Origin of the sequence: uncultured Nocardioides sp. (assembly GCF_902805925.1) — a bacterium.
In the GTDB taxonomy this organism is placed as follows: domain Bacteria; phylum Actinomycetota; class Actinomycetes; order Propionibacteriales; family Nocardioidaceae; genus Nocardioides.
The window spans coordinates 1-26,447 of record NZ_CADCUP010000152.1; the positions used below are offsets into that span (position 1 = coordinate 1).

Consider the following 26,447-nt stretch of genomic DNA (forward strand, 5'->3'; position numbering starts at 1 on the left):
CGCAGGTGGTCGACGGTGGTGGCCGTGCACCGGGTGGCCGGGAGCGAGATCACGACCGGGCCGGACGGCCCGTCGGAGAGGTCGGGGACGCTGACCTCCTGCCCGCGCAGCTCGGGCTGGTCCTTGTCGCGGGAGAGCTGTCCCTTGACCCGGATGATGGCGTCCTCGACGAGGTAGGGCGAGGCCAGCTGGTAGGAGCTGGGGAAGAGCAGCACCTCGATGGCGCCGTCGAGGTCCTCGAGCGTCACCGTGGCCCAGGCGTCGCCGCGCTTGGTGATCTTGCGCTGGACCGAGGTCACCAGGCCGCTGATGGTGACCGTGCTGCCGTGGGCGCGCTCCTCGTCGAGCATCAGCTGCCCGATCGTGGCGTCGGTGCCGTTGGAGAGCACGTGCTCCAGGCCCAGCAGCGGGTGGTCGGAGACGTAGAGGCCGAGCATCTCGCGCTCGTGCCCGAGCAGGGTCATCTTGTCCCACTCGTCGATGTCGGGCACCGGGACCGAGACGCCGAAACCCTGCTCGGCCTCCTCGAGGCCACCGAAGAGGGAGTCCTGGCCGATGGCCTCGTTCTTCTTGATGTCGATGTACTGGTCGACGGCCGTCTCGTGCACGGTCACCAGGGCGCGGCGCTTGTGCTTCATGTCGTCGAACGCACCGGCCTTGACCAGCGACTCGATGACCCGCTTGTTGCAGACCAGCGCGGGCACCTTCTCCATGAAGTCGTTGAAGTCGGTGTAGCGGCCCTGCTCCTCGCGGGCGGCCACGATGCCCTCCACGACGTTGCCGCCGACGTTGCGCACCGCGGTGAGCCCGAAGCGGATGTCGTTGCCCACCGGGGTGAAGTTGGAGGACGACTCGTTGACGTCGGGCGGCAGCACCTGGATCTTCATCCGGCGGCACTCGTTGAGGTAGATCGCCGACTTGTCCTTGTCGTCCTTGGTCGAGGTCAGCAGCGCGGCCATGTACTCGGCCGGGTAGTTGGCCTTGAGGTAGGCGGTCCAGTAGGAGACCAGGCCGTACGCCGCCGAGTGCGCCTTGTTGAAGGCGTAGTCGGAGAACGGCAGGAGGATGTCCCAGAGCGTCGTGACCGCGGCCAGGGAGTAGCCGCGCTCGGTCATGCCGGCGGAGAAGCCGGCGAACTGCCGGTCCAGCTCCTCCTTCTTCTTCTTGCCCATCGCGCGGCGCAGGATGTCGGCCTGGCCCAGGCTGTAGCCCGCCAGCTTCTGGGCGATGGCCATGACCTGCTCCTGGTAGACGATCAGGCCGTAGGTCTCGCCGAGGATCTCCGACAGCGGCTCCTCGAGCTCGGGGTGGATGGGGGTGACCGGCTCGCGGCCGGTCTTGCGGCGGGCGTACTTGTTGTGGGAGTCGGCACCCATCGGACCGGGGCGGTAGAGCGCACCCACCGCCGAGATGTCCTCGAAGGTGTCGGGGCGCATGGAGCGCAGCAGGGCGCGCATCGGACCGCCGTCGAGCTGGAAGACCCCGAGGGTGTCGCCACGCTGCAGCAGCTTGTAGGTCGCCTCGTCGGTGAGCTCGAGGTCCTCCAGCACCACCGTGTCGCCGCGGTTCGCCTGGATGTTCTTGAGGGCGTCGTCGAGGACGGTGAGGTTGCGCAGCCCCAGGAAGTCCATCTTGATGAGGCCGAGGCTCTCGCACGTCGGGTAGTCGAACTGCGTGATCATCGCGCCGTCGGCGGGGCGCTTGAGCATCGGGATGATGTCGAGCAGCGGCTCGCTGGACATGATCACGCCGGCCGCGTGCACGCCCCACTGGCGCTTGAGCCCCTCGATGCCGATGGCGGTGTCGACGACCCGCTTGACGTCGTTGTCACCGTCGTAGAGGGCGCGGAACTCCCCGCCCTCGCCGAAGCGCTTGTGGGCCGGGTCGAAGATGTCCTTGAGCGGGACGTCCTTGCCCATCACCGAGGACGGCATGGCCTTGGTGATGCGGTCGCCCATCGAGAAGGGGTAGGCGAGGATCCGCGAGGAGTCCTTGACCGCCTGCTTGGCCTTGATGGTGCCGTAGGTGACGATCATCGAGACGCGGTCGTCGCCGTACTTGTCGGAGACGTAGCGGATCACCTCACCGCGCCGGCGCTCGTCGAAGTCGATGTCGAAGTCGGGCATCGAGACGCGGTCGGGGTTGAGGAAGCGCTCGAAGATCAGGCCGTGCTCGAGCGGGTCGAGGTCGGTGATGCGCATGGCGTAGGCGACCATCGAGCCTGCGCCGGAGCCGCGGCCGGGGCCGACCCGGATGCCGTTGTCCTTGGCCCAGTTGATGAAGTCGGCGACGACGAGGAAGTAGCCGGGGAAGCCCATCTGGATGATGACCCCGACCTCGAAGTCGGCCTGCGTGCGCACCGCGTCGGGGATGCCGTTCGGGTAGCGCACCCGGAGGCCGCGCTCCACCTCCTTGACCAGCCAGGAGTCCTCGGTCTCGCCCTCGGGGCAGGGGAAGCGCGGCATGAAGGTGCCGTTGCCCTCGGTGAAGGAGACGTCGCAGCGCTCGGCGATGAGCAGGGTGTTGTCGCACGCCTCGCGCAGGTCGTACTTGTCGACCCACAGCGAGCGCATCTCCTCGGGGCTCTTGATGTAGTAGCCGTCGCCGCTGAAGGCGAACCGCTGGCCCGGCCCGTCGCCTGCGGGGATGTCCATCGTGGAGCCGGAGTTGATGCAGAGCAGGTGCTCCTGGCTGGGGGCGTCCTCGCGCATGACGTAGTGGGAGTCGTTGGTGGCCAGCAGCGGGATGCGCAGGTCCTTGGCCAGGCGCAGCAAGCCCTCGCGGACGCGGGTCTCGATGGACAGGCCGTGGTCCATGAGCTCGAGGAAGTAGTTCTCGCGGCCCAGGATGTCCTGGAACTCCGCGGCGACCCGGCGGGCCTCGTCGTACTTGCCGTAGCGGAGGTGCACCTGCACCTCGCCCGAGGGGCAGCCGGTGGTGCCGATGATGCCCTTGCTGTGCCGGGCCAGCAGCTCGCGGTCCATGCGCGGCTGCTTGAAGAACCCGTCGCGCCAGGCGCCGGTGGTGAGCCGGAAGAGGTTGTGCATGCCCTCGGTCGACTCCGAGAGCAGCGTCATGTGGGTGTAGGCACCGCGCGCCGAGACGTCGTCGGACCCGCCGTCGTAGAAGTTGACGCCCTTGCGCTCGTGGCGGGAGATGTCGGGGGTGAAGTAGGCCTCGATGCCGATGATCGGCTTGACGCCGGCCGCCTTGCACTTCTTGTAGAACTCATAGGCACCGAAGACGTTGCCGTGGTCGGTCATCGCGATGGCCGGCATGCCCAGCTCCGCGGTGCGCTCGGCGAGCGCCCCGAGCCGGGCGGCGCCGTCGAGCATGGAGTACTCGGTGTGCACGTGCAGGTGGACGAACGAGTCGCGAGAACCTTCAGCCATGGGCGGGGTGCTGCTCCCAACAGGGTCGAGACGGACATGGACCAGGCGGCCCGGCTGCTGGTGCCGGGCGTCTGTCTCGGGGAAGGACGTCAGCCTACGTGACCGAGCAGGAGCACTCTGGCACGGCACACCGACATCCTCGGCGGGTCGGGGCGTGGCCGGTCGGGTGGCTGCCGTTTGGTCCCAAACGACAGGTTCCCACGGACCGAGCGTGCGGTTCGTGACCAATCGAGGCGGGTGCGCCGCCCCCGGACGGCCTCAGTGGCCGGCGGCCTCCAGCGACTCGGTGATCACCACGTCCATGATCCGGCCGATGCGCGTCGCGCCCAGCTCGGGGGCGGTCCGCGCCATCCGCTCGGCGATCCGGCGCTCGCGGTCGGCGTCGCGGCGGGGACTGGTCTTGTGCGGCTGCACGGCACGGGTCAGGGCGACCCGGCGGGCCAGCAGGTCGGCCAGCTGGTCGTCGACCTCGTCGATCATCCGCCGGAAGAAGCCCACGGCGTCGGCACCGGGCCAGGCCATCTTGATGTCGGGTGAGCGCTCCTCGTTGCCCCAGCCGTCGGTGCGCTCGAGCTCGACCAGCCCGTGGCGCTGGTAGAACGCGCGAGCCGGGGCGTTGGACTCGAAGACCCACAGCGCGAAGCCGCCGTCGAGCCGCGACTTCACCACGTCGAGCAGGGCGCTGCCCACCGAGCCGCGCTGGGCGGCGGGGTCGACGTAGAGGGAGTTGAGCCAGCGCGGGCCGAGGTCGGCGAAGCCGACGAGCCGCTCGCCGTGCACGGCGAGCCACACCTCGCGCTGGCGCAGGTCCCAGCCGTCGACCCAGGCGCGGACGTGGTCGTGGTCGTGGGCGAGGGGCGGCATGTGCGGTACGGCGGCCTGGCGGACCGCGAGGTACAGCTCCGCCACCGCTGGCAGGTCGGCGCGCTCGCCGCGCCGGATGGTCAGGTCAGGCTCGCTCATGCGGCTCCCGTCAGTCGGAGTCCCGGATGACCTCGAGCGCGTGCGCCAGGTCGGCCGGGAGGGACGACTCGTACTCGACGTGCTCGCCGGTCTCGGGGTGCTCGAAGCCCAGCCTGATCGCGTGCAGCCACTGCCGCTCGAGGCCGACGCGAGCAGCGAGCGTGGGGTCGGCGCCGTAGGTGAGGTCGGCCACGCACGGGTGCTTGAGCGCGGCCATGTGCACGCGGATCTGGTGGGTGCGGCCGGTCTCGAGGTGCACCTCGAGCAGGCTGGCGAACCGGTGCGCCTCCAGGGTGAGGTAGTGGGTGACGCTGTGGCGACCGTCGGCCATCACGGCGAACTTGTAGTCGTGGCGCGGGTGCCGGCCGATGGGGGCGTCGATCGTGCCCTCCAGTGGGTCCGGGTGGCCCTGCACCAGCGCGTGGTAGGTCTTCTCGACGGTGCGGTGGCGGAAGGCGTTCTTGAGCACCGAGTAGGCGCGCTCGGACTTGGTGATGACCATGACGCCGGAGGTGCCGACGTCGAGCCGCTGCACGATGCCCTGCCGCTCGGGCGCCCCGCTGGTGGCGATCCGGTAGCCCGCGCCGGCGAGGTGGCCGACCACGGTGGGCCCCGACCACCCCGGCGAGGGGTGTACGGCGACCCCGACGGGCTTGTCGATCACCACGATCGAGTCGTCGTCGTGGAGGATCGTGATGCCCTCGACGACCTCGGCCCTGACCTCCAGCGGGTCGGCCTCGACCGGGATGTCGACGTCGAGCATGGCCCCGGCGTGCACGCGGTCGCTCTTGCCCACGGGCGCCTCGTCGACCTGCACGTGCCCCGAGGCGATGAGGTCGGCCGCGCGGGTGCGCGAGAAGCCGAACATGCGTGCCATGGCCGCGTCGACCCGCTCGCCCGCCAGCCCCTCCGGGACCAGCACGGTCCGGTGGTCGGAGTGCTCGCTCACGAGGCGACCTCGTCCCCCGAGGCGTCACGGTCGCGGTCGCGGGTGCCGTCGAGGGCGATGCCGCGGAAGGTCTGCAGGATGATGAGGCCCGCTGCGACGTTGATGCAGATGTCGGCGACGTTGAACACGGGCCAGTTCGGCAGCTGCAGGAAGTCGACGACGTGCCCGCGCATCGGCCCGGGCTCGCGGAACAGCCGGTCGGTGAGGTTGCCGCCCACCCCGGCCAGGAGCAGCCCGAGGGCCACCGCCCAACCGGCGTCGCGCACCCGCACGCTGAAGAAGAGCACCAGGCAGACGGCGAGGATCGCCAGGCAGCTCAGCGCCACGGTGTACTCGGTGCCGGTGGAGAACGCGGCACCGGGGTTGAACGTGAGGTGGAACGTCAGCACGCCGTCGACGACCTGACGGTCACGTCCGCCGGACAGCGCTTCGACCGCCCAGGTCTTCGTCGCCAGGTCGATCGCGTAGGCGACCAGGGCCGTGAGGGGGAAGAGCCACCACGCGCGGCGCCCCGGCGCTGCCGGGTCCGTGGACGGTGGGAACTCGTCGTGGTCGCTGGCGTTCAGCGACGCTCCTCCCGTTGCTTGCATGGCAGGCACAGTGTGGCACGCGGGAACGCCATGACCCTCATCTTGCCGATGGCCTCACCGCAGGACTCGCACACGCCGTAGGTGCCGTCGTCGATGCGGGCCAGGGCCTTGTCGATCTGCAGCAGCATCTCGCGCTCGTTCGCCACGACGGTGAGCTCGTGGTCGCGCTCGAAGCTCGTCGCGCCCATGTCGGCCTGGTCGTGCCCGGCGCCGTCACCGGCGTCCTTCATCAGGCCCTCGAGCTCGCGCTCGTGGGCCGCGATGAGCGGCACGAGGCGGTCGCGGTGCGTGTGGAGGTCGTCGAGGACCTCCTTGAGCTCGTCCTTGGTCCAGGCGGACTCCTCCGCCTTGACCGCCAGCGAGCTGGCGGGCGTCGTGCCGGCGGTCTTCTTGGCGGGCGCGGCCCCCGTCGCGGACTCGGACGTGGGAGCGGTCTGGATCGCCGGGGCGGCCTTCTTCACAGGAGCTGCCTTCGTGGTCGGTGCGGACGTGGTGGGTGCTGCCTTCTGCGCTGCTGACTCCTCGGTCGGCGTACCTGTCGAGCGGGTGCTGCCGGCCACGAGAGCCCCCTCCGGAGGAACGACGACGTGGCTGCGCCACATGCTGGCAGGGAGGGTAGCCGTTGAGTCCAAGGTGCATCAATCAGCCTCGCCGGACGACGACGGCCGGCCCCGAGGGGGCCGGCCGTCGTCGAACGGGTGGTGGGTCGATCAGGACTCGTCGTCACCGAGGATGGAGCGCAGCCGCTTGGGAGCGGACGCCTCGCCGCCGCCGGCGCCCGCAGGAGCCTCGGTCTCGCCGTTGCCGTCGAGTGCCGCGAGCTGCTGGGAGAAGTAGCTCTTGAGGCGGGAGCGGTACTCGCGCTCGAACGAGCGGAGGTTCTCCACCTCGCTGTTGAGCTTCTCGCGCTCCTTCTCGAGGTCACCGAAGGTCTGCTCGCGGCGCTCGGCCGTCTCGGAGTCGAGCATCTGGGCGCGCTGGCGGGCGTCGGCCTCGAGCCGGTCGGACTTGCCCTTGGCCTCCGACTCCAGGCGCTCGGCCGTGGTGCGGGCCGAGCCGACGATCTTGTCGGCCTCCTGCTTGGCCTCCTCGACGAGCTCGTCGGCGTTGCGTGTGGCGATCTCGAGCAGGCGGGCTGCGGCGTTGGACGCCTGCGGCATGGTCTGCACCTGGATCGTCTCGACCGGGGCGGCAGCAGCCGCGACGGGTGCGGCCTGCTCCCCCACCGGCTCGGCCCCGGTCTTCTCCGCACGTGCCGGGGCGGGCGTCGAGCCGGACACCTGCGTCGAGGAGAGCTTGGCGCGAAGGTCGTCGTTCTCCTGGTTCAGCCGGGCCAGCTCGGCCTCCACCTCGTCGAGGAACTGGTCGACCTCGCCCATGTCGTACCCCTCGCGGAGCCGGACGGGTGTGAAGCGCTTCAGGCTCACGTCCTCCGGTGTCAGCGGCATGACCTCACCCATTCGTTAGTCGGCGTTCCATCTGTTCCCCGGAACCATAGCGCCACCTGCTCGGCGGTGGTGAGGGCCCCGTGGGGCTGCTGTGCCGGCGCCCGGTCAGGTGAAGAAGACGATGGCCACGACCCGCAGGAGCAGCCACGCGACGATCAGGACGACCAGGAAGCTGAGGTCGATGGCGACCGAGCCGATCCTCAGGTTCGGCAGCCAGCGGCGCACGAACTTGATGGGCGGGTCGGTGATGGAGTACACCACCTCGAGGACGACGAGCAGCGCTCCACCGGGGCGCCAGTTGCGGGCGAAGATCTGCACCCAGTCGACGATGACGCGCACCCACAGCAGGGCGATGAAGAACCACAGGATCCCGTAGAGGACCTGGCCGACGATCTCCACGGGCACTCAGCTCTGGTTGAAGAAGCCGCCTTCTGCGATGCGCTCCTTGTCCTCGGCGGCGACGGTGACGTTGGCCGGTGAGAGCAGGAACACCTTGTTGGTGACGCGCTCGATGGAGCCGCGGGTGGCGAAGACCAGGCCGGCGGCGAAGTCGACCAGACGCTTGGCGTCGGCGTCGTTCATCTCGGAGAGGTTCATGATGACCGGGACGCCGTCGCGGAAGTTCTCACCGACGGTCCGGGCCTCGTTGTAGGTGCTCGGGTGCACGGTGGTGATGCGGCTCAGCTCGGCGACGACCCCCGCGCTGGGGACCGGGGCCGGACGGCGGCGCTCACTGAGGTCGGACACGGGGGCCGGACGGCGGTCGACCTGCTCGTGCTGGGACGTCGCGTCGTTGCTCGCGGGGTCACCGGCGTCGTCGTCGTACCGGCCGTTGTCCTCGAGCAGGCCGAGGTACATGCCCATCCTGCGCATCGCGCCGCTCATGACAGATCCTCCGGTTGTCGTGGCACCCACTGCAGGCACCGTCGTCTGGCTCGACACTACAAGGCAGGAGGGCGCGGACCGAGCACCGCTGAGCCGACACGCACGCGTGTCGCACCGTGCCGGATGGCCGCCTCCAGGTCGCTGCTCATCCCGGCCGACAGCTCGGTCGCCCGGGGGTGCTCGGCGAGGAACGCGGCGCGGATCCCGGCCAGCCGCTCGAAGGCCGCGTCGGGGTCCGCGCCCAGCGGCGCGACGGCCATCAGGCCCTCGAGCCGGAGGCCCGCGCACTGCCCCACCCGCGCCGCCAGGGCGGACAGGTCGTCGGCGTCGGCGCCCGAACGGCCCTCGCTGCCCGGCGGGTCGAGGCTCACCTGCAGCAGCACGTCGACCCGGGCCCCGCGGGCCTCGGCGCCGCGCTGGAGGCCGGAGACCAGCTTGGCCCTGTCGACGGACTCCACGACGTCGGCGTAGCCGGCGACGGCGGCGGCCTTGTTGCTCTGCAGGCCCCCGATGAAGTGCCACCGGAGCGCGAGGTCGGCGCACTCGGCGGCCTTCTCCTGCGCCTCCTGGTGGCGGTTCTCGCCCACGTCGGTGACGCCGAGGTCGGCGAGGATGCGCACGTCCTCGACCGGGAAGTACTTGGTCACGACCACCAGGCCGACCGGCTCGTCGCGCCCGGCCTCCTCGCCGGCGACCTCGATGCGGCGGCGTACGGCGCCGAGGCGCGCCGCGACCTCCTCCGAGCGCTCGGTCACGGGACCACCACCACCAGGCCGGCGAGTCGACCGGCCGCCGGGCCGGAGCGGCGGTGCGACCAGAGGTCGTCGTCCTCGCGCGTGCAGCGGTCGACGCAGTGGTGGGGCACCCCCAGGGTGTCGAGCTGGGCCCGCACGCCGGCACCGATGTCGAGGGCCGGGGTGCCCCAGGAGGTCGTCGAGAGGGCCTCGGGGACGACGGCGGCGACGTCGGCCCGCATGTCGACGGGCACCTCGTAGCAGGCACCGCAGACGTGCGGCCCGATCCACGCCTCGATCCGGGTGGCGCCGAGGGCGCGCAGGGCCGCGACGGCGTGCGGCACCACCTCGGCCACCAGCCCCGGCCTCCCGGCGTGCGCGGCCCCGACCACGCCCGCGGCGGGGTCGGCCAGCAGCACCGGCACGCAGTCGGCGGCACGGACCATGAGGGGAAGGCCCGCTGTCGCGGTCACGACGGCGTCGGCCACGAGCTCACGGCCGTCGTAGCCCCCGTCGACGACGACGACGTCACCCTCGTGCACCTGCGTGAGCCCGACGGGTGCGGCACAGCCGGCGAAGACACCGGCGAGCGCGTCCACGCCGGGCGACTCCGGACCGGAGACCGGGGCGCCGTCGCGGCGCAGGCTGAGGTTGAGGGGCGTCCCGGGCGGGAACGCGCCACCGGCGTGGCGATCGGTGAAGGCGAGCTCCACCGGGCCACGCCGGTCACGGAAGGCGAACACGTGCTCAGGATCTCACTTGAGGAAATCGGGGATGTCCAGGTCGTCGTCGTCGAACTGCACCGGCCTGGCCGAACGGACCGGGGCCGGGGCGGGCTGCGACGAGCCGGCCGGGGCCTCGGAGCGGGACGGTGCGGCCATCGGCGTGGCTCCGACCGGCGCGGGCTGACGGGTCTCGGCCCGCTGGGACGCCAGCTGCTGCGCCGCGGCGCGGGTCTCGGCCTGTGTCTGCTGCGGCACGGGACGGCGCAGCGTCGAGCCCTCCTCGCGGCGCTTGGGCATGCCACCGTCGAAGCCGGCGGCGATCACCGTCACCCGCACCTCGTCGCCCAGGGCGTCGTCGATGGTGGCACCGAAGATGATGTTGGCATCGGGGTGCGCGGAGTCGGAGACCAGCGCGGCCGCCTCGTTGATCTCGAACAGGCCGAGGTCGGAGCCGCCGGCGATGGAGAGCAGCACGCCGTGGGCCCCGTCGATGCTCGCCTCGAGCAGCGGGCTGGAGACCGCCATCTCGGCCGCCTGGACCGAGCGGTCCTCGCCGCGGGCGGACCCGATGCCCATCAGGGCGGAGCCGGCGTTGGCCATCACGGACTTCACGTCGGCGAAGTCGAGGTTGATCAGGCCGGGCGTCGTGATCAGGTCGGTGATGCCCGAGACGCCCTGCAGCAGCACCTGGTCGGCCTGCTTGAAGGCGTCGAGGACCGAGACGCTGCGGTCGCTGATGGACAGCAGCCGGTCGTTGGGGATCACGATGAGGGTGTCGACCTCCTCGCGCAGCTGGGAGATGCCCTCCTCGGCGGAGTTGGCGCGACGGCGCCCCTCGAAGGCGAACGGGCGGGTCACGACGCCGATGGTCAGGGCCCCGAGCGAGCGGGCGATGCGGGCGACGACCGGCGCGCCGCCGGTGCCGGTGCCACCGCCCTCGCCGGCGGTCACGAAGACCATGTCGGCGCCCTTCATGACCTCCTCGATCTCCTCCGCGTGGTCCTCGGCGGCGCGCGCACCCACGTCGGGGTTGGCGCCGGCACCGAGGCCGCGGGTGAGCTCACGGCCGATGTCGAGCTTGACGTCGGCGTCGCTCATGAGCAGGGCCTGGGCGTCGGTGTTGATGGCGATGAACTCGACGCCCTTGAGGCCGATCTCGATCATCCGGTTGACGGCGTTGACTCCACCACCACCGATGCCCACGACCTTGATGATGGCCAGGTAGTTCTGCGCTGCTGCCACGGCTGGTGCGCCTCTTTCCGTGATTGGGGTCCGGTGCCTGACCGGACGGACCGGGTGTGTTCGCTGGTGGGGAAGCGATCTGGTGCTGCTGTCGTACGTCGTGCCTGCGGGGCCCGGAACTCTAACCGTGAACCTGAGGGTTATAGTTATGTCAACCTCGCGATGAGGAAGACATTAGGGACGGCAGGCCTCCGAACCCGCCAGACACGCCGGTGTGTCGGCCGGTTTCGGCTGGGATCTCAGCGAGCGACGTCGCTGGTCACCGGCTGCCCGGGGACGCTGACGTCGTACACGCGCGCCTCGCGCGCCTCGAGGAGGGCGGCCAGGACGGCGGCCTTCTCCGTCGACTCCTCCGCGCTCCCCCACTCCACGCGGCGGTCGTCGCGCAGCACGAGCGCGATCCGGTCGACGGTCTCGACCTCCACGTGGTCGACCCGCGCAGCCAGGTCGGCGGGCAGCGCCGCGATCACCGCCGCCGCCTCCTGGAGGGCGTCGCGGTCGGCGGTCGAGAGGACCTGCACCCGCGGCACGCCGGCGGGCGGGCGGGGGTAGTCGCGGAACACGATCCCCTCGGCGTCCATGCCGCGCCACCGGCCACCGAGGTCGATGACCGCGACGACCTCGCGCTCCTCGACCAGGATCTCCACGCCGTCGGGCCAGCGGCGCGCCACGTCGGCGGACCGCACCGGGGCCAGGGCCTCCAGGCGCACCCGCATCGCGTCGGTGTCGAGCAGCGCGAGCGGCTCGCCCTCGGGCACGGCGGCCGCGCGCTTGACCTCCCGCTCGCTCAGCACGTCGGCGCCCGTCACCGTGACGGACTTGACCGCCAGGACGGAGGAGAAGAGGACGAGCCACACTCCGGTCGCCACCGTCGCCACGAGCAGCACCGCGGCGAGCACGTAGCGCCAGGTGAGCCACCGGCGGGCCCACTGCCGGCGGGCGAACCGCCGTCGGGTGCGGTCGCGGGCCCGCTGGGCGTCGCGCCCATCCCTCCCGGTGCTCCGGGGCTGCAGCGGGTGGCTCACCGCGCGCCCAGCAGCTCGAGCACCTGCGGGCCGACGGAGGTGACGGTCCCGGCGCCGAGGGTGATGACCAGGTCGCCCTCGGCCGCCCGGCCGGCGAGCTCGGTGGCCGCGGCGTCGAGCCCGGGCACGAACGCGACGCGGCCGGCCGGCAGTGGCACGGCGTCCGCGACCAGCGCGCCGGTGACCGCGGGGTCGGCCTCCTCGCGGGCGAGGTAGACGTCGAGCACGACGACCTCGTCGGCGTCGCCGAGGGCGCGGCCCATCTCGGCACCGAAGATGCGGGTGCGGGACACCAGGTGCGGCTGGAAGGCGGCGATGACCCGACCGTCGCCCACGATCGACCGGGCGGCCTCCAGGTCGCCGGCGATCTCGGTCGGGTGGTGGGCGTAGCTGTCGTAGACGCGCACGCCGGCGGCCGTCCCCTTGAGCTCCATCCGCCGGGCCGTGCCGGAGTACGACGCGAGGCCGGCCGCCAGGGCGGCGCGATCCAGGCCGAGGGCCGTGCCGAGGGCCAGCGCCCCGAGCGCGTTCATCACGTTGTGCTCCCCCGGCACCCGGAGCTCGACGCCGAGGTCGGCCGGTGTGACGTCGGCAGCGGAGGAGCGGCCGTAGGTGACCACGCGCAGGCCGGCGTCCCGGGCGGTGGCGGCCAGTGCGCGGGTGGCCTCGGAGTCGGCCCACGTGACCAGCAGCCCCTCGGGGTGGATGCGCCCGACGAACTCGGTGAACGCCGCCCGGTAGGCCTCCTCGGTGCCCCACTGGTCGAGGTGGTCGGCCTCGACGTTCGTCACGATCGCGGCGTACGGCGAGTAGACGAGGAAGGCGCCGTCGCTCTCGTCCGCCTCGGCGACGAACAGGTCGCCGGACCCGGCGTCGGCGTTGCGCCCGGTGGACGACAGCACCCCGCCGATGGCGTACGTCGGGTCGGCTCCGGCGTGCAGCAGGGCGGCCGCCAGCAGGCTGGCCGCGGAGGTCTTGCCGTGGGTGCCGGCCACCGCGAGGACGCGTCCCCCCGCCATCACCGCGGCCAGCCCGGCCGAGCGCGGCAGCAGGCGCAGGCCCCGGCGGCGTGCCTCGAGCACCTCCGGGTTGTCCTCGCGGGCCGCCGTGGTGACCACGACCGTGTCGGCCTCGCCGACGTGCTCGGCGGCGTAGCCGAGGTGGCAGGGCACCCCCAGCTCGCGCAGCGCCGGCAGGAACGGGGTGTCCTCGTTGTCGCTGCCCGTGACCGGCAGCCCGCGGGCCGCCATGATCCGGGCGATCCCCGAGAGCCCCGCTCCCCCGATGCCCACGAAGTGGACGCGTCCGAGGTCCTCGGCCGGGAGGAGGTGCTCGGGCACGGGCACCCTCATCGGCCGCCTCCCGCGTCGAGCACGATGCGGGCGAGCTTCTCGTCGGCGTCGAGCGGGACCACGTCGGAGGCGGCCGCGCCCATGGAGCGGAGGCGGTCGGGGTCGGTGAGCAGGGCCGGCAGGGTCGCCTCGACCCACGAGGGCGTGAGCGCGGCGTCGGCGACGAGCAGCCCGCCGCCCGCGTCGACCACCGGCCGCGCGTTGAGCGCCTGCTCGCCGTTGCCGATGGGCAGCGGCACGTAGACCGCGGGCAGGCCGACGCCCGAGACCTCGGTGACGGTATTGCTGCCGGCCCGGCACAGCACGGCGTCGGCGGCGGCGTAGGCGAGGTCCATCCGGTCGACGTACTGCTCGACGACGTAGGTGCCGGCGCCCGGGGGCGGCTCGAGGGTGTGCCGGGCACCCACGACGTGGAGCACCTGGATGCCGGCGGCGGCGAGCGCCGGTGCCGCCTGCGAGACCGCGGCGTTGAGGCGCGCGGCGCCCTGCGAGCCGCCCGTGACGAGCAGGGTGGGCCGGTCGGCCGACAGCCCGAAGCGGGCGAGGGCCTCCTCGCGCAGCGCCGCGCGGTCGAGCGTGGAGATCATCCGGCGCACCGGCAGGCCGATGTAGCGCGCGTGCGGGAGCTCGGTGCCGGGGAAGCTGGTGGCCACGTGGGTGGTCAGCCGAGCGCCCAGCTTGTTGGCGATGCCGGCGATGGCGTTGCCCTCGTGCACGACCAGCGGCAGCCGCCGCGACCGGGCGGCCAGGTACGCCGGCACGGAGACGTAGCCCCCGAACCCGACCACCACGTCGGGGCGCACCCGGTCGACGACGTCGACGGCGGCCCGGCGGGCGGCCGCCACGCGTGCGGGCACGCGGAGCAGGGCGGCTCCCGGCCGGCGCGGCAGCGGCACGCGGGGGACGATCTCCAGCGGCCAGCCGGCCTCCGGCACGAGCCTGGCCTCGAGGCCCTCGCGGGTGCCCAGGCAGGTGATGACCGTGTCGGGGTCGAGCCGGCGCAGCGCGTCGGCGGTGGCGAGCAGCGGCGAGGTGTGCCCGGCGGAGCCACCGCCGGCGAGAAGAACGTGCATCGGAAGTCAGCCTAGGCCGGGCGGTCAGCCCGGGCCGCGCCGGCCGCTCGCGGCCAGGCCGGCCGACCGCCTGCGCCGGCGGGCGGCCAGGGCGGCTGCGGCCTCGGGCTCGCGGCGGGCGAAGCCGATCAGGAGACCCAGGGCCACCAGGGACGGCAGCAGCGCCGAGCCGCCGTAGGAGACGAGCGGGAGCGGGATGCCGATGACGGGCAGCAGCGCCAGCACCATGCCGACGTTGATCATCATCTGCCCCAGCAGCCACACGACGATGCCGAAGGTCATGTAGCGGGTGAAGGGATCGGTGGTGCTCGTGGCCACCCGCAGCGCCGCGTAGGCGATGGTGAAGAAGAGGGCGATGACGAGCAGGGTGCCGACCAGGCCGAGCTCCTCGCCGAGCACGGCGAAGATGAAGTCGGTGTGCGCCTCGGGCAGGTCGCCCCACTTCTGGGTGCTGGCGCCGATGCCCTGCCCGAACCAGCCGCCGGAGGACAGCGCGTAGAGGCCGTGGGCGGGTTGCCAGCCCGTGCCGTGGTAGTCGGTGAAGGGGTCGACGAAGGAGGTGAGCCGGTCGCGCCGCTCGTTGTCGGTGGTCGCCAGGAACAGCGCGACGGACCCCACGACCGCCACCGCGAAGACGAAGAGCCGGGCCGGCGCCCCCACCACCCACAGCATGGCCAGCAGGATCGCGAAGAGCACCAGCGCGGTGCCGAGGTCCTTGCCGACCACGACCAGGGTGGTCGCCAGCAGCAGGCCGGGGACCACCGGGATCATGATCTCGTGGACGCGGTCGAGGCGGCGCTCCTTGCGCGCGTAGATGTTGGCCGCCCACAGCACCAGGCCCAGCTTGGCGATCTCGGAGGGCTGGATGGCGAGCGGGCCGACCGCCAGCCAGTTCTGGTTGCCGTTGCGCTCCTCGCCGAAGACCGCGGTGAGCGTCAGCAGGGTGAGGGACACCAGGTAGCCGGGCCACGCCAGCCGGCGGATCCACTGATGGGGCAGTCGCGAGGCCACCCAGGCACACGGCAGCCCCAGCACCACCCAGACCAGCTGCCGCTTGACGATGGCGTAGGAGTCATCGGCGTTGCGGAAGGCGAAGACGCTGGACGCGCTCAGCACCATGATCAGCCCGATGGTCAGCAGCAGCGCCGAGGCACCGAGCAGCAGGTAGTACGCCGTGAGCGGCCGGTCCAGGGCGTGCCGCGCCGTGGCGACCCAGGAGCCCACCGAGCGCCGGCCCTGCCAGGTGCGGGAGTCGAGACGGTCGGGGCTCGTGGTGGCCATCGCCCCTCCTGTCGCTCCCGGTCGTCAGTCCCTGCCTGCGGCTCGCGCGCGGACCGCTGCGGCGAACGCGTCACCGCGGGCGCCGTAGCTCGCGAACATGTCCATGGAGGCACATCCGGGGGCCAGCAGCACGGTGTCTCCCGGACGGGCCAGGCCTGCAGCGGCTCCCACGACGCGCTCCATGGGGTCTCCAGTCTCCCCGTCGTCGATCTGCACGACCGGCACATCCGGCGCGTGTCGCGAAAGCGCGTCGGCGATGACGTGGCGGTCGCGGCCGAGCAGCACGACGCCGCGCAGCCGCGTGCGCACCGCCTGCACGAGGTCGTCGAACCGGGCGCCCTTCGTGAGGCCGCCGGCCACCCAGACCACCGGGTCGTAGGCCTGCAGGGAGGACTGCGCGGCGTGCGGGTTGGTCGCCTTGGAGTCGTCGACCCAGTCGATGCCGTCGATGGTGGCGACGTGGGCGATTCGGTGCCCGTCAGGGCGGAACGCCCGCAGGCCGTCACGCACCGCAGCCTGCGAGACGCCGTGCGCGCGCGCCAGCGCGGCGGCGGCCAGGGCGTTGGCGACCAGGTGGGGGGGCGCCGGGAGGCCCGCGTTCAGGTCGGCGATGGTGCACAGCTCGGCGGCGCTGGTGTCGCGCTGCTCGATGAAGGCGCGGTCGGCCAGGATGTCGTCGACGACACCGAGCATGCCCACACCGGGGACGCCGAGGGTGAAGCCGACGGCCCGGGCGCCCTCGACCACCTCCGCCTCCTCGACCAGCCGGCGGGTCGTGGGGTCCTCGACGTTGTAGACGCAGGCCCGCTGCACCCGCTCGTAGATCCGCCCCTTGTCGGCGGCGTACTCCGCCATGCCGGGATACCAGTCCAGGTGGTCCTCGGCGACGTTCAGCACCGCGGCGGACTCCGCGCTCATGGAGTCCGTGTAGTGGAGCTGGAAGCTGGAGAGCTCGACGGCGAAGACGTCGTACGGCGCGGGGTCCATCACGGCCTCGACGATCGGGCGCCCGACGTTGCCGACGGCGGCCGACCGCAGGCCGGCGGCCTGCAGGATCGCGTCGAGCATCTGGACGGTCGTGGTCTTGCCGTTCGTGCCGGTGACGGCCAGCCACGGGGCGGCGTGCTCGGGGTCGCGCAGCCGCCAGGCGAGCTCGACCTCCCCCCACACCGGGATGCCGCGGGCCCGCGCCTGGGCGAGCAGCGGGGCGTCGGGGCGCCAGCCGGGCGAGGTGACGAGCAGGTCGACGTCGTCGGGCAGCGTGGCGGTGACGCCCTCGCCGAGCCGGATCGTCGCGCCCAGCACCTCCAAGAGCTCGGCCTGCTCGGCCATCGTGTCGTTGGTGCGCTCGTCGAGCGCCACCACGGTGGCACCGAGGTGGTTGAGGTTGTCGGCGGCGGCGAACCCGGAGACGCCGAAGCCCGCGACGACGGCGCGCACGCCGTCCCAGGAGTCGTGGCGCCCGAGGGCGGAGGGGTCGCTCATCCTGTTCCTGCCACCCATTCGGCGTAGAAGATGCCGAGCCCGGTGGCGACGCACAGGCCGGTGACGATCCAGAAGCGGATGACCACGGTGACCTGCTCCCACCCGAGCAGCTCGAAGTGGTGCTGGATCGGCGTCATCCGGAAGACGCGCTTGCCGGTCCCGGTGAGGCGCCGCGTGGCCTTGAACCAGCTCACCTGCAGCATCACCGACAGGGTCACGGCCACGAACAGACCGCCGAGGATGATCAGGAGCAGCTCGGTGCGGGTGAGGACCGCGAGGCCGGCCAGCGCTCCACCCAGGGAGAGCGACCCGGTGTCGCCCATGAAGATCTGCGCGGGCGAGGCGTTCCACCACAGGAAGCCGAAGCAGGCGCCCATGATCGCCGCCGCGATGACGGCCAGGTCGAGCGGGTCGCGCACCTCGTAGCAGGACGGGCCCTGGGCGACCGCGCACGACTGGTTGTTCTGCCAGATGTTGACCAGCGTGTAGGCGCCGAAGACCATCACGCAGGCGCCGGTGGCGAGACCGTCGAGGCCGTCGGTGAGGTTCACCGCGTTGCTGGTGCCGGTGATGATCAGCCAGATCAGCAGCACCACCACGACCGTGGGCAGCGTCCACGACTCGAAGTCCCGGATCCAGCTGATGTGGTGCGAGGCGGGGGTCTTGCCGCGCTCGTCCTCGAGCGCCGGCGAGAGCGCCAGGATGCCGAAGGCGATCGCGATGACCGTCTGGCCGATCATCTTGGCCTTGCTGCGCAGGCCGAGGCTGCGCTGCTTGACGATCTTGATGAAGTCGTCGAGGAAGCCCACGAAGCCCAGCCCCACGAAGAGGAACAGCAGCAGCAGCGCGGAGGCCGACGGCGTCGAGCCGGTGATCAGCTTGGCCAGGAAGTAGGCCAGCACCGAGGAGGCGATGATGACGATGCCGCCCATGGTCGGCGTGCCGCGCTTGGTGTGGTGGCTGGTCGGTCCGTCGTCACGGATCTCCTGGCCGTAGCCGTGGCTGGAGAGCTGCGTGATGGCGACGCGGGTGCCGAGCAGGGAGAAGACGAGGGCGAGCCCACCGCCGAACAGGATGGCTCTCATCGAGCGTCCCCTTCCTCTGGTGGCTGGGCGATCAGGGCGTCGGCGAGCAGCTCGAGTGCGGCACCGCGGGAGGCCTTGACGAGGACGACGTCAGGGGCCGAGACATTCTCCATCACCCAGCGCAGCGCTTCCTCCCGGCTCGCCGTGACGATCGCCTCACCCCGCCACGTGGGCACGCCGCGGGCACCGGCCGCGATGGCGGCCGCCTCCTCGCCGACGGTGACGACCACGTCGACACCGGCACCGGCCGCGACCCGGCCGACCTCGAGGTGGTCGGCCTCCGCCCCGTCGCCGAGCTCGAGCATCACGCCGAGCACGGCGAGGCTGCGGCCGCGACGTGCCCTGCCGATGCGCGCGACGGTACCGATGGCGGCGGCCATCGAGGCGGGGTTGGCGTTGTAGGCGTCGTTGACCACCACGACCCCGTCGGGCCGCTCGTGCAGCTCCATCCGCCAGCGGCTGGCGGGCACGCTGTCGGTCAGGGCGTGGGCGACGACGTCGAGCGTCACGCCGACCGAGAGCGCCATGGCCGCCGCCGCGGCCGCGTTGGACACCTGGTGGAGGCCCGCCTGCCCCAGGCGCACGGTCCGCCACCGGCCGGCGTACCCGAGCTCGAAGGTGGGCCGCTGCAGGGAGTCGAGCTCGAGGCCACGCCAGCGGACGTCGCCGTGCTCGCCGAAGGTGAGGCTGCGCGCGACGGTGCGCTCCCCCATCGCCGCGGTGCGCGGGTCGTCGGCGTTGAGCACCGCGGTCCCCTCGGGAGGCAGCGCCTCGACGATCTCGCCCTTGGCCCGCGCGATGGCGTCCTGACCGCCGAACTCGCCGACGTGGGCGGTGCCGACGTTCAGCACCGCCGCGACCAGGGGCCGCGCGACCTCGCAGAGGTAGGCGATGTGGCCGATGCCCCGGGCCCCCATCTCGACCAGGAGGTACGACGTCTCCGGCGTGGCCCGCAGGACGGTGAGCGGCACGCCGATCTCGTTGTTGAGGTTGCCGGCCGTGGCCACGGTGGGTGCCACCGCACCGAGCACCTGGGCCAGGTAGTCCTTGGTGCCGGTCTTGCCCTGGGACCCGGTGAGCGCGAGCACGGTGACGCCGTCCAGGGCGTCGAGCACGTGGCGGGCCAGCCTTCCCAGCGCGGCCACCGGGTCGGGCACGACCACGGTGGGGACGCCGGTGGGGCGGGTGCCGAGCACCGCTGCCGCCCCGGCCTCGACCGCGGCGACGGCGTAGTCGTGGCCGTCCACCCGCTCACCGGCGACCGCCACGAACAGGCCGCCCTCGACGACCTGCCGGCTGTCGACGAACGCGGGGGCGGCGACCTCCACGTCGGCGCGGCCGTCGACCTCGCCCCCGACGACGGCGGCGATCTCCGCCAGCCTCATCACGATCACCGGAGCACCTCGCGGACGGCGGCCGCGGCCACCTCGCGGTCGTCGAAGGGGTGCACGGTGCCGTGCACCTCCTGGCCCGTCTCGTGGCCCTTGCCGGCCACCAGCACGATGTCGCCCGGGCGGGCCCGGCGCACGGCCTCGCGGACGGCCTCGCGGCGCTCGCCCACCTCGACCACCTCACCGGGCCCGCGGGCGCCGGCGACCACGGCGGCGCGGATCGCCGCCGGGTCCTCGGTGCGCGGGTTGTCGTCGGTGACGATGAGCACGTCGGCCAGCCGGGCCGCGATCTCCCCCATCATCGGCCGCTTGCCCGGGTCGCGGTCGCCGCCGGCGCCCAGCACGACGATGACGCGGCCCCCGGTGAGCGGTCGCAGCGTGCCGATCGCCGCCTCGACCGCGTCGGGCTTGTGGGCGTAGTCGACGAAGAGCGCGAAGTCCTGGCCGGCGTCCACCCGCTCGAGCCGGCCGGGGACGCCGCCTCCCGCGCCGATGCCGGCGGCCACCCGCGAGGGCTCGAAGCCGACCTCGGCGCTGGCGGCGACGGCGGCCAGGGCGTTGGCGACGTTGAATGACCCGGGCAGGGCGACCGCGCCGTCGACGGCGAGCCCGTCGGGCCCGACGACGGTGAAGGTCGAGCCGGTGGCGGTCGCGTCGACGTCGACGGCCTGCCAGTCGGCCTCGCGGCCGGTCAGGGAGAAGGTGCGCATCGGGATGGTCGCCTGCTCCAGCAGGCGGCGGCCCCACGCGTCGTCGACGTTGACCAGGCCGAGCCGGGCCCGCTCGGGGGTGAAGAGGGAGGCCTTGGCGGCGAAGTAGTCGTCGATGTCGGCGTGGAAGTCGAGGTGGTCGCGGCCGAGGTTGAGGAAGGCGGCCACGTCGAAGACGACCCCGTCGACGCGCCCCATGACCAGGGCGTGGCTGGAGACCTCCATCGCGCACGCCGCCACCTCGCGCTCGCGCATCAGCGCGAAGAGGCCGTGCAGGTCGGGCGCCTCGGGCGTGGTGAGCGCCGTCTTGACGTCCTCGCCACGGATGCGGGTGCCGACGGTCCCGATCACCGCGGCCGGCACGCCCGCCTTCTCGAGCCCGGACTCGGCCAGCCGCGTGGTGGTCGTCTTGCCCTGGGTGCCGGTGACGGCCATCATCCGCATGCTCGTGGCGGGGTCGCCGTACACGCGCGCGGCGAGGGGACCGAGCACCGCCCGCGGGGAGGGTACGACGACCGCCGGCGTGCCGGGCGGGAGCCTGGTGGCGCCGTCGGGGTCGGTCAGCACGGCCACGGCGCCGGCACCGAGGGCCGCGGCGGCGAACTCGGCACCGTGCGCACGGGCGCCCGGCAGGGCGGCGTACAGGTCCCCGGGCTCGGCGCGCTGCGAGCTCAGCGTGATGCCGGTGACCACGACGGCGGCGTCCCCGACCAGGTCGACACCGGTGCGCGCGCCCAGCCAGCCGGCGAGGTCGAGCAGGTCGTGCGGGGTCGGTCGCGAGGGTCGCGTCAGGCCCGCTGCGGTCGGGGTCCGGGAGTCGCTCACCACGCCCGGACACTATCGCCGGGACTGCGGCTCACCACTCGACGGGCAGCCGCGAGGGCCGGGTGCCGGTGGGCGGGACGCGGTAGCGGCCGAGGGCGTAGCCCATGATCCGGGAGAACGCCGGGCCGCCGATCGACCCACCGCCGCCGTCGACCTTCGGGTCGTGCACGACGACGTAGACGGTGAAGCGGGGGTCGTCGGCCGGGGCGAAGCCGGCGAAGGAGACGGAGTTGGAGCCGTCGTAGCACCCGCACTCGGGGTCGACCCGCTGGGCGGTGCCGGTCTTGCCGGCGACCCGGTAGCCGGGGACCTGCGCGGCCGGCGCGACGCCGACCTCGTCGTCGACCACGCGCTCCATCATCAGCATCGTCTGGTGGGCGGCCTTCTCGCTGACCACGCGTCGCTCGGTGGCGGTGTCGGTGCCCACCTCGGTGCCGTCGTCGGTCACCGCCCGGCCGCGCACCAGGCTCGGGTCGATCCGCACGCCGCCGTTGGCGATGGTGTTGACGGCCGCAGCCATCTGCAGCGTGTTGACCGAGAGCGACTGGCCGAAGGCGACGCGGTCCTTGGTCTGCGAGGTCATCGCACCGCCGGATGTCAGGATCCCCCGCGTCTCGCCCCGGACCCCGACGTCGGTCCTCGCGCCCAACCCGAACTGCTCGAGGTAGTCGGTGAGCTGCGGCGGGGTGAAGGCGTCGGCCGCGAGCACGGTGCCGATGTTGGACGACTTGGCGATCACGCCGGCCAGGGTGAGCTTGATGTCACCGTGCGGGAACCAGTCGCCGATCGAGCGGTCCTGGCGGTCCAGCGACGGCGGCACCTTGATCTTGGTCCGGGCGGTCACCTTGCCGGCGTCGATGAGCGAGGCCACGGTGAGCACCTTCTGCACGGAGCCCGGCTCGTAGGGCTCGTTCAGCGCGCGGGACCCGAGGTCGTCCTTGGGGAAGTCGAGCGGGTGGTTGGGGTCGAACGTCGGCCCGTCGGCCAGCGCCAGCGTCTCGCCGGTGCGGGTGTCGAGGACGACCACGGCGCCCGAACCCGCCCGGTAGCTGTCGAGGGTCTCCTGCAGCACCTTCTCGCTGAACCACTGCAGGTCGCGGTCGATGGTGGTGCGCAGCGGACTGCCGTCGACGGCCCCGATGGTGGAGTTCTCGCCCAGCGGCACGCGGTAGCCGCGGCCCTCGGTGTAGCGGGCGTGGCCGTCGGTGCCGGCGAGGTGGGCGTCGAAGGTGCGCTCGAAGCCGCCGAGGGCCTCGTCGGTGCCCATGAAGCCGAGCACGTTGGCGGCGACCTCGTCGGCCGGGTAGTCGCGGACGGGGTCCTCGCGGGTGGTGATGCCCTTGAACCCGAGCGCGTCGACCTGAGCCACGACGTCGGTGGCCTGCGTGGAGGGCACCCGGCGGGCGACGTACTCGAAGCGGCTGTCGTCCTCGCGCAGCTTCTCCAGCGTGGAGAAGTAGTCGACGCCGAGCTCGGTGGCGAGCAGCCTGGCCAGGTCGTTGGCGTCGTCGTGGGTCATCTTCGGGTCGGCGACCACCATCTTGCCGGCCACGGAGTCGGCCAGCGGCACGCCGTTGCGGTCGAGGATGTCGCCGCGCTCGGCCGGCAGCACCACCTCGACGACGCCCTCGGCCGCGGCCATCTTGGCGTACGCCTTCGGGTCGATCCCCTGGAGCTGCACCAGCCGGGCCCCGAAGACCGAGAGCACCATCGCGATGACGACGAAGCCCAGGCGCAGGCGCAGCACCGGCGCCCCGCGCCCCGCCCGCCGACCGGGACGCGCCCGCCGGGTGCTGCCGGGTCGCGGGTGGTTCGTCGGCAAGGCGTGCTCCGTGGGGTCTCGGGGTGGTCGCGGGAGGCGTCGTGCTCCATGTCTACCGGTCAGGAGGGCCCGACCGGCTGAGGCTGGAGCCGCCCGGGGCGTGTCGTGCTCAGCGGCGCTTCGCCTTCGCCACGCCCGCGGCCGGGGCGGCCTGGGCGGTGGCGGGCGGGGTCGCGGGCACCTCCACGATCGTCGCCGGCGGGTTGAGGTGGGCCGGCTTGGCGTCGGGCCGGCGGGTCAGCTGCAGCGCGTCGTCCGGCACCGCCGGGGTCGGCGTGCCCGTCACCGTCCCGTCGAGGCCGAGGAACGCCGGTGCGGCGGGCACGACCATGCCCATGCGCTGCGCCTGCTCGGCGATCCGTTGCGGGCTGCGCAGGGCGTCGAGCTCGCGGCGCAGCGTCTGCTCGCGCGCGGCCATCGTGGTGGCGCGCTCCTCGAGGTCGCCGGCGTAGAAGGACGCCTGCTGCATCGAGGTGTTGAACATGAGCAGGCCGATGACGCCGCCGAGCAGCACCACACTGACCAGGGTCACGAAGGGGATGCGCGGGGCGCGCACCCGGGCCCGCGGGACGACGGTCAGACGGGCGCGCTCGACGGCCGCCTCACCGATGGAGGCGACGCGGGAGCGGAGCTGGACGGCCGGGCTGCTCATGTCAGGCGACTCCTCGTGAGGGGGTGACTCGTTCGACGGCGCGCAACCGGACGGAGGCGGCGCGCGGGTTCTGCTCGATCTCGTGCTCGTCGGCGACCTCGGCACCGCGGGTGACGAGCCGCAGGGCGGGCTCCGCGCCCGCCGGCACGAACGGCAGGTCGTCGGGGACGTCGAGGCGGGTGGCGGCGGTGAAGGCCCGCTTGACCAGCCGGTCCTCGAGCGAGTGGTAGGACTCCACGACCACCCGCCCCCCGACGCCGATCGCGTCGATGGCGGCCGGGATGGCCCGGCGGAGCACCGCCAGCTCGTCGTTGACCTCCATGCGCAGCGCCTGGAAGGTGCGCTTGGCGGGGTGCCCGCCGGTACGACGTGCGGGTGCCGGGATCTCGGCGTACAGCAGCTCGACGAGCCGGGCAGAGGTGGTGAACGGCTCCTTCTCCCGCTCGCGGACGACCGCGTGGGCGATCTTGCGGGCGAACCTCTCCTCGCCGTACTCCTTGAGGATGCGGGTGAGGTCGGCGGCGGAGTAGGTGTTCAGCACGTCGGCGGCCGTGCGGCCGCCCGACTCCCCCGAGTCGTCCATGCGCATGTCCAGCGGCGCGTCCTCGGCGTAGGCGAAGCCGCGCTCCCGCACGTCGAGCTGCATGGAGGAGACGCCGAGGTCGAACAGCACGCCGTCGACCGAGGTCAGGCCGAGCTCGGTGAGCACGTCGGGGATCTCGTCGTAGACGGCGTGGACGCCGGTGAAGCGCTCGGCGTACGGCGCGAGGCGCTCGCGTGCCATGGCCAGCGCGTGCGGGTCACGGTCGATGCCGACGACGCGAGCGAGCGTGCAGCGCCCGAGGACCGCCTCGCTGTGGCCGCCGAGGCCCAGGGTGCAGTCGACGAGCACGGCACCGTCGTGGTCCAGGGCGGGGGCCAGGAGGGCGACCACGCGGTCCAGCAGCACCGGCACGTGGGACGGGCGGCGGCGCTGCGGCTCCCGCTCGGGCATGGGCGGCCTACCTGCCCAGCGAGGTGAGCAGGAGGAGGACGCCGGCGAGGGCGCCCGAGGCGAGGGCGGAGAAGGTCATCAGGGCCAGCACGGCACGGGCCTGGTCGCGCACCCGCGGGGTGCGCGAGCCCCCGGGGGCGACGTGCGATGCGCTCATGATCTCGACCCAACTTCCGAACGCGGTGCTGACGGGTGGTGCTGATCTGTGGTGCCGGTCTGGTGGTACGGACGCCGTAGAGCCAGGTCCCTGCCCGCTCCCTCGATGGGAAGTGCCCTCTGGTGCCGGGGAAGTGACCCCAGATGGCTCGGGAGAGCGGGCACGAGACCTCGCCCTGCGGCGTCCTCTTCGGTTGTGGTGCTGCGGTGTGCGGTGTGGCCTCAGATCCCGGGGAAGACCTCGTCGGAGAGGTCGGAGAACTTCTGCTCCTGCTCCTCCGAGTACGCCGTCCAGGCCGTCGGGTCCCAGATCTCGATGCGGTTCATCGAGCCGATGACCACCACGTCCTTGCGGAGCGAGGCGTACTCCCGCAGGACCGCCGGGATGGAGATCCGGCCCTGCTTGTCCGGCACCTCGTGGGAGGCGGCGGCGAACAGCATGCGCGAGTAGTCACGAGCGCCCTTGACCGTGAGCGGTGCCGCGGCCAGGCGCTCGTACAGCTTCTGGAAGTCATCCATCGACCAGACGGTCAAGCAGCGCTCCTGCCCCCTGGTCACCACGAGTCCCTCCGCCAGCTGCTCCCTGAACTTCGCCGGGAGGAACAGCCGACCCTTCTCGTCGAGCTTCGGGGTGTAGGTGCCGAAGAACATCCGGACCCTCCCCGCTACCGACGGAAGGAACCGACCTTTCCTCCACTTCGCACCACTCTACTCCACAACACTCCACGGTCAACCATCTTCGCCGCGATTCCTCGCCTAGTCCGAGCGCGCCGGGACGCCGCGAGACCTCGAGGTGCGTCACCGCCATTCAGGCGTGGATCCGCCTGGTTGAGCGTGGATCGCAGCTCGGGGCGCTCCTCGGGGCGCCGCGGTGGAGCGCCGGTGGAGGAGATTCACCGGTGGTGGAGGAGAGTGGAGGAGGTGGTGGGGCCCGGACGTCGCGGGGCCCGCGCGGCACCTCGGACAGGCTCCGGGTGTCGCAGCAGAGCCCGGGCCCCGCGCGGACGGCGAATCTTGCGCTCACGCCCTAGGCTGGTCGGCGGAGCGGGCTCATCGGTGCGGGAAGGGACTGGCGTGACTGAGGCGAACGGTCGGGCGGCTGGCGACGGAGCCGACCTCGACACCTTGAGCCGGGTCACCGGGCGGGTCCGGCACAACATCGAGCGGGTCATCGAGGGCAAGCCCGACGTGGTCACCGCCGCCCTGGTCGTGATGCTCGCCGAGGGCCACCTGCTCATCGAGGACGTGCCCGGAGTGGGCAAGACCATGCTGAGCAAGGCGCTGGCCCGCAGCATCGACTGCACGGTCCGCCGCATCCAGTTCACCCCGGACCTGCTGCCCTCCGACGTCACGGGCGTCTCGGTGTTCAACCAGGACAGCCGCCAGTTCGAGTTCCGGCCCGGGGGCGTCTTCGCCAACATCGTGGTCGGCGACGAGATCAACCGGGCCTCCCCCAAGACCCAGTCGGCGCTGCTGGAGTGCATGGAGGAGCGTCAGGTCACCGTCGACAACACGACGTACCACCTGGAGTCGCCCTTCATGGTGATCGCGACCCAGAACCCCATCGAGATGGAGGGCACCTACGCCCTCCCCGAGGCCCAGCGCGACCGCTTCATGGCCCGCGTCTCGGTCGGCTACCCCGTGGAGGCCGCGGAGATCGCGATGCTC

The 26,447-nt window shown here is 72.5% G+C and carries 25 protein-coding genes; 1 reads left to right on the forward strand and 24 read right to left on the reverse strand.

Going from position 1 to position 26,447, the window contains the following annotated elements; genetic code table 11:
* From dnaE to mraZ, 24 genes are all read right to left on the reverse strand, one after another.
* Nucleotides 1-3,392: DNA polymerase III subunit alpha (dnaE, locus tag QZX64_RS10940; RefSeq protein ID WP_295659536.1), on the reverse strand; the 3,392-nt coding region annotated here is incomplete at its 3' end.
* A 258-nt stretch (nucleotides 3,393-3,650) separates the two neighbouring features.
* Nucleotides 3,651-4,355 (reverse strand): GNAT family N-acetyltransferase, encoded by a 705-nt coding sequence (locus QZX64_RS10945; protein WP_295659539.1) that lies wholly within the window; start codon nucleotides 4,353-4,355, stop codon nucleotides 3,651-3,653.
* Between the two features lie 10 nt (nucleotides 4,356-4,365).
* On the reverse strand, nucleotides 4,366-5,304 hold the full coding sequence (locus QZX64_RS10950; protein WP_295659542.1) for an RluA family pseudouridine synthase: 939 nt from the start codon (nucleotides 5,302-5,304) through the stop codon (nucleotides 4,366-4,368).
* Entirely contained in the window at nucleotides 5,301-5,894 is a 594-nt protein-coding gene (gene lspA, locus QZX64_RS10955) for a signal peptidase II (protein ID WP_295659546.1), read from the reverse strand. The genes QZX64_RS10950 and lspA overlap by 4 nt, the downstream gene beginning before the upstream one ends.
* A complete protein-coding gene (locus tag QZX64_RS10960; protein WP_295659548.1) occupies nucleotides 5,867-6,355 on the reverse strand; it encodes a TraR/DksA C4-type zinc finger protein in 489 nt (162 codons plus the stop codon). The genes lspA and QZX64_RS10960 overlap by 28 nt, the downstream gene beginning before the upstream one ends.
* A 249-nt stretch (nucleotides 6,356-6,604) precedes the next feature.
* Nucleotides 6,605-7,342 carry a DivIVA domain-containing protein gene (locus QZX64_RS10965; protein ID WP_295659550.1) on the reverse strand — a complete coding sequence of 246 codons (738 nt, stop codon included), beginning with the start codon at nucleotides 7,340-7,342 and terminating at the stop codon, nucleotides 6,605-6,607.
* A gap of 105 nt (nucleotides 7,343-7,447) precedes the next feature.
* The gene (locus QZX64_RS10970) at nucleotides 7,448-7,747 is read right to left on the reverse strand and encodes a YggT family protein (protein WP_295659553.1); all 300 of its coding nucleotides are present in this window, start codon (nucleotides 7,745-7,747) and stop codon (nucleotides 7,448-7,450) included.
* Entirely contained in the window at nucleotides 7,748-8,227 is a 480-nt protein-coding gene (sepF, locus tag QZX64_RS10975; RefSeq protein WP_295659556.1) for a cell division protein SepF, read from the reverse strand.
* Nucleotides 8,228-8,283: 56 nt separating this feature from the next.
* A complete protein-coding gene (locus tag QZX64_RS10980) occupies nucleotides 8,284-8,982 on the reverse strand; it encodes a YggS family pyridoxal phosphate-dependent enzyme (RefSeq protein WP_295659559.1) in 699 nt (232 codons plus the stop codon).
* Nucleotides 8,979-9,704, reverse strand: coding sequence for a polyphenol oxidase family protein (locus QZX64_RS10985; RefSeq protein WP_295659563.1), 726 nt, complete (start codon nucleotides 9,702-9,704; stop codon nucleotides 8,979-8,981). Before QZX64_RS10985 ends, QZX64_RS10980 begins: the two co-directional genes overlap by 4 nt.
* Before the next feature lie 12 nt (nucleotides 9,705-9,716).
* Nucleotides 9,717-10,928, reverse strand: coding sequence for a cell division protein FtsZ (ftsZ, locus tag QZX64_RS10990; protein ID WP_295659566.1), 1,212 nt, complete (start codon nucleotides 10,926-10,928; stop codon nucleotides 9,717-9,719).
* Between the two features lie 239 nt (nucleotides 10,929-11,167).
* Complete coding sequence (locus QZX64_RS10995; protein ID WP_295659568.1) at nucleotides 11,168-11,953, reverse strand: cell division protein FtsQ/DivIB; 786 nt, start codon at nucleotides 11,951-11,953, stop codon at nucleotides 11,168-11,170.
* Nucleotides 11,950-13,305 carry a UDP-N-acetylmuramate--L-alanine ligase gene (murC, locus tag QZX64_RS11000; RefSeq protein WP_295659571.1) on the reverse strand — a complete coding sequence of 452 codons (1,356 nt, stop codon included), beginning with the start codon at nucleotides 13,303-13,305 and terminating at the stop codon, nucleotides 11,950-11,952. The genes QZX64_RS10995 and murC overlap by 4 nt, the downstream gene beginning before the upstream one ends.
* On the reverse strand, nucleotides 13,302-14,378 hold the full coding sequence (gene murG, locus QZX64_RS11005; protein WP_295659573.1) for an undecaprenyldiphospho-muramoylpentapeptide beta-N-acetylglucosaminyltransferase: 1,077 nt from the start codon (nucleotides 14,376-14,378) through the stop codon (nucleotides 13,302-13,304). The genes murC and murG overlap by 4 nt, the downstream gene beginning before the upstream one ends.
* Before the next feature lie 24 nt (nucleotides 14,379-14,402).
* The gene (gene ftsW / locus QZX64_RS11010; RefSeq protein ID WP_295659575.1) at nucleotides 14,403-15,659 is read right to left on the reverse strand and encodes a putative lipid II flippase FtsW; all 1,257 of its coding nucleotides are present in this window, start codon (nucleotides 15,657-15,659) and stop codon (nucleotides 14,403-14,405) included.
* 24 nt (nucleotides 15,660-15,683) lie between these two features.
* Nucleotides 15,684-17,144 (reverse strand): UDP-N-acetylmuramoyl-L-alanine--D-glutamate ligase, encoded by a 1,461-nt coding sequence (gene murD / locus QZX64_RS11015; protein WP_295659578.1) that lies wholly within the window; start codon nucleotides 17,142-17,144, stop codon nucleotides 15,684-15,686.
* Nucleotides 17,141-18,229, reverse strand: coding sequence for a phospho-N-acetylmuramoyl-pentapeptide-transferase (gene mraY, locus QZX64_RS11020; protein ID WP_295659581.1), 1,089 nt, complete (start codon nucleotides 18,227-18,229; stop codon nucleotides 17,141-17,143). The genes murD and mraY overlap by 4 nt, the downstream gene beginning before the upstream one ends.
* A complete protein-coding gene (gene murF / locus QZX64_RS11025; RefSeq protein ID WP_295659598.1) occupies nucleotides 18,226-19,614 on the reverse strand; it encodes a UDP-N-acetylmuramoyl-tripeptide--D-alanyl-D-alanine ligase in 1,389 nt (462 codons plus the stop codon). The genes mraY and murF overlap by 4 nt, the downstream gene beginning before the upstream one ends.
* A 5-nt stretch (nucleotides 19,615-19,619) precedes the next feature.
* Nucleotides 19,620-21,044 carry a UDP-N-acetylmuramoyl-L-alanyl-D-glutamate--2,6-diaminopimelate ligase gene (locus QZX64_RS11030; protein WP_366558542.1) on the reverse strand — a complete coding sequence of 475 codons (1,425 nt, stop codon included), beginning with the start codon at nucleotides 21,042-21,044 and terminating at the stop codon, nucleotides 19,620-19,622.
* A gap of 142 nt (nucleotides 21,045-21,186) precedes the next feature.
* Nucleotides 21,187-22,977: a penicillin-binding protein 2 gene (locus QZX64_RS11035; RefSeq protein ID WP_295659584.1), complete on the reverse strand. Its 1,791-nt coding sequence runs from the start codon at nucleotides 22,975-22,977 to the stop codon at nucleotides 21,187-21,189.
* Nucleotides 22,978-23,086: 109 nt separating this feature from the next.
* Nucleotides 23,087-23,629, reverse strand: a complete 543-nt coding sequence (locus QZX64_RS11040) for a hypothetical protein (protein ID WP_295659587.1) — start codon at nucleotides 23,627-23,629, stop codon at nucleotides 23,087-23,089.
* 1 nt (nucleotide 23,630) lies between these two features.
* Nucleotides 23,631-24,623, reverse strand: a complete 993-nt coding sequence (gene rsmH / locus QZX64_RS11045) for a 16S rRNA (cytosine(1402)-N(4))-methyltransferase RsmH (RefSeq protein WP_295659589.1) — start codon at nucleotides 24,621-24,623, stop codon at nucleotides 23,631-23,633.
* Nucleotides 24,624-24,630: 7 nt separating this feature from the next.
* Nucleotides 24,631-24,780, reverse strand: coding sequence for a hypothetical protein (locus QZX64_RS11050; protein ID WP_295659591.1), 150 nt, complete (start codon nucleotides 24,778-24,780; stop codon nucleotides 24,631-24,633).
* 221 nt (nucleotides 24,781-25,001) lie between these two features.
* On the reverse strand, nucleotides 25,002-25,430 hold the full coding sequence (mraZ, locus tag QZX64_RS11055; protein ID WP_295659593.1) for a division/cell wall cluster transcriptional repressor MraZ: 429 nt from the start codon (nucleotides 25,428-25,430) through the stop codon (nucleotides 25,002-25,004).
* A 423-nt stretch (nucleotides 25,431-25,853) separates the two neighbouring features.
* On the opposite strand from mraZ, the gene QZX64_RS11060 reads away from it, so the two are divergent.
* Nucleotides 25,854-26,447, forward strand: a 594-nt coding sequence (locus tag QZX64_RS11060) for a MoxR family ATPase (protein ID WP_295659597.1), incomplete at its 3' end; no start/stop codon positions are given.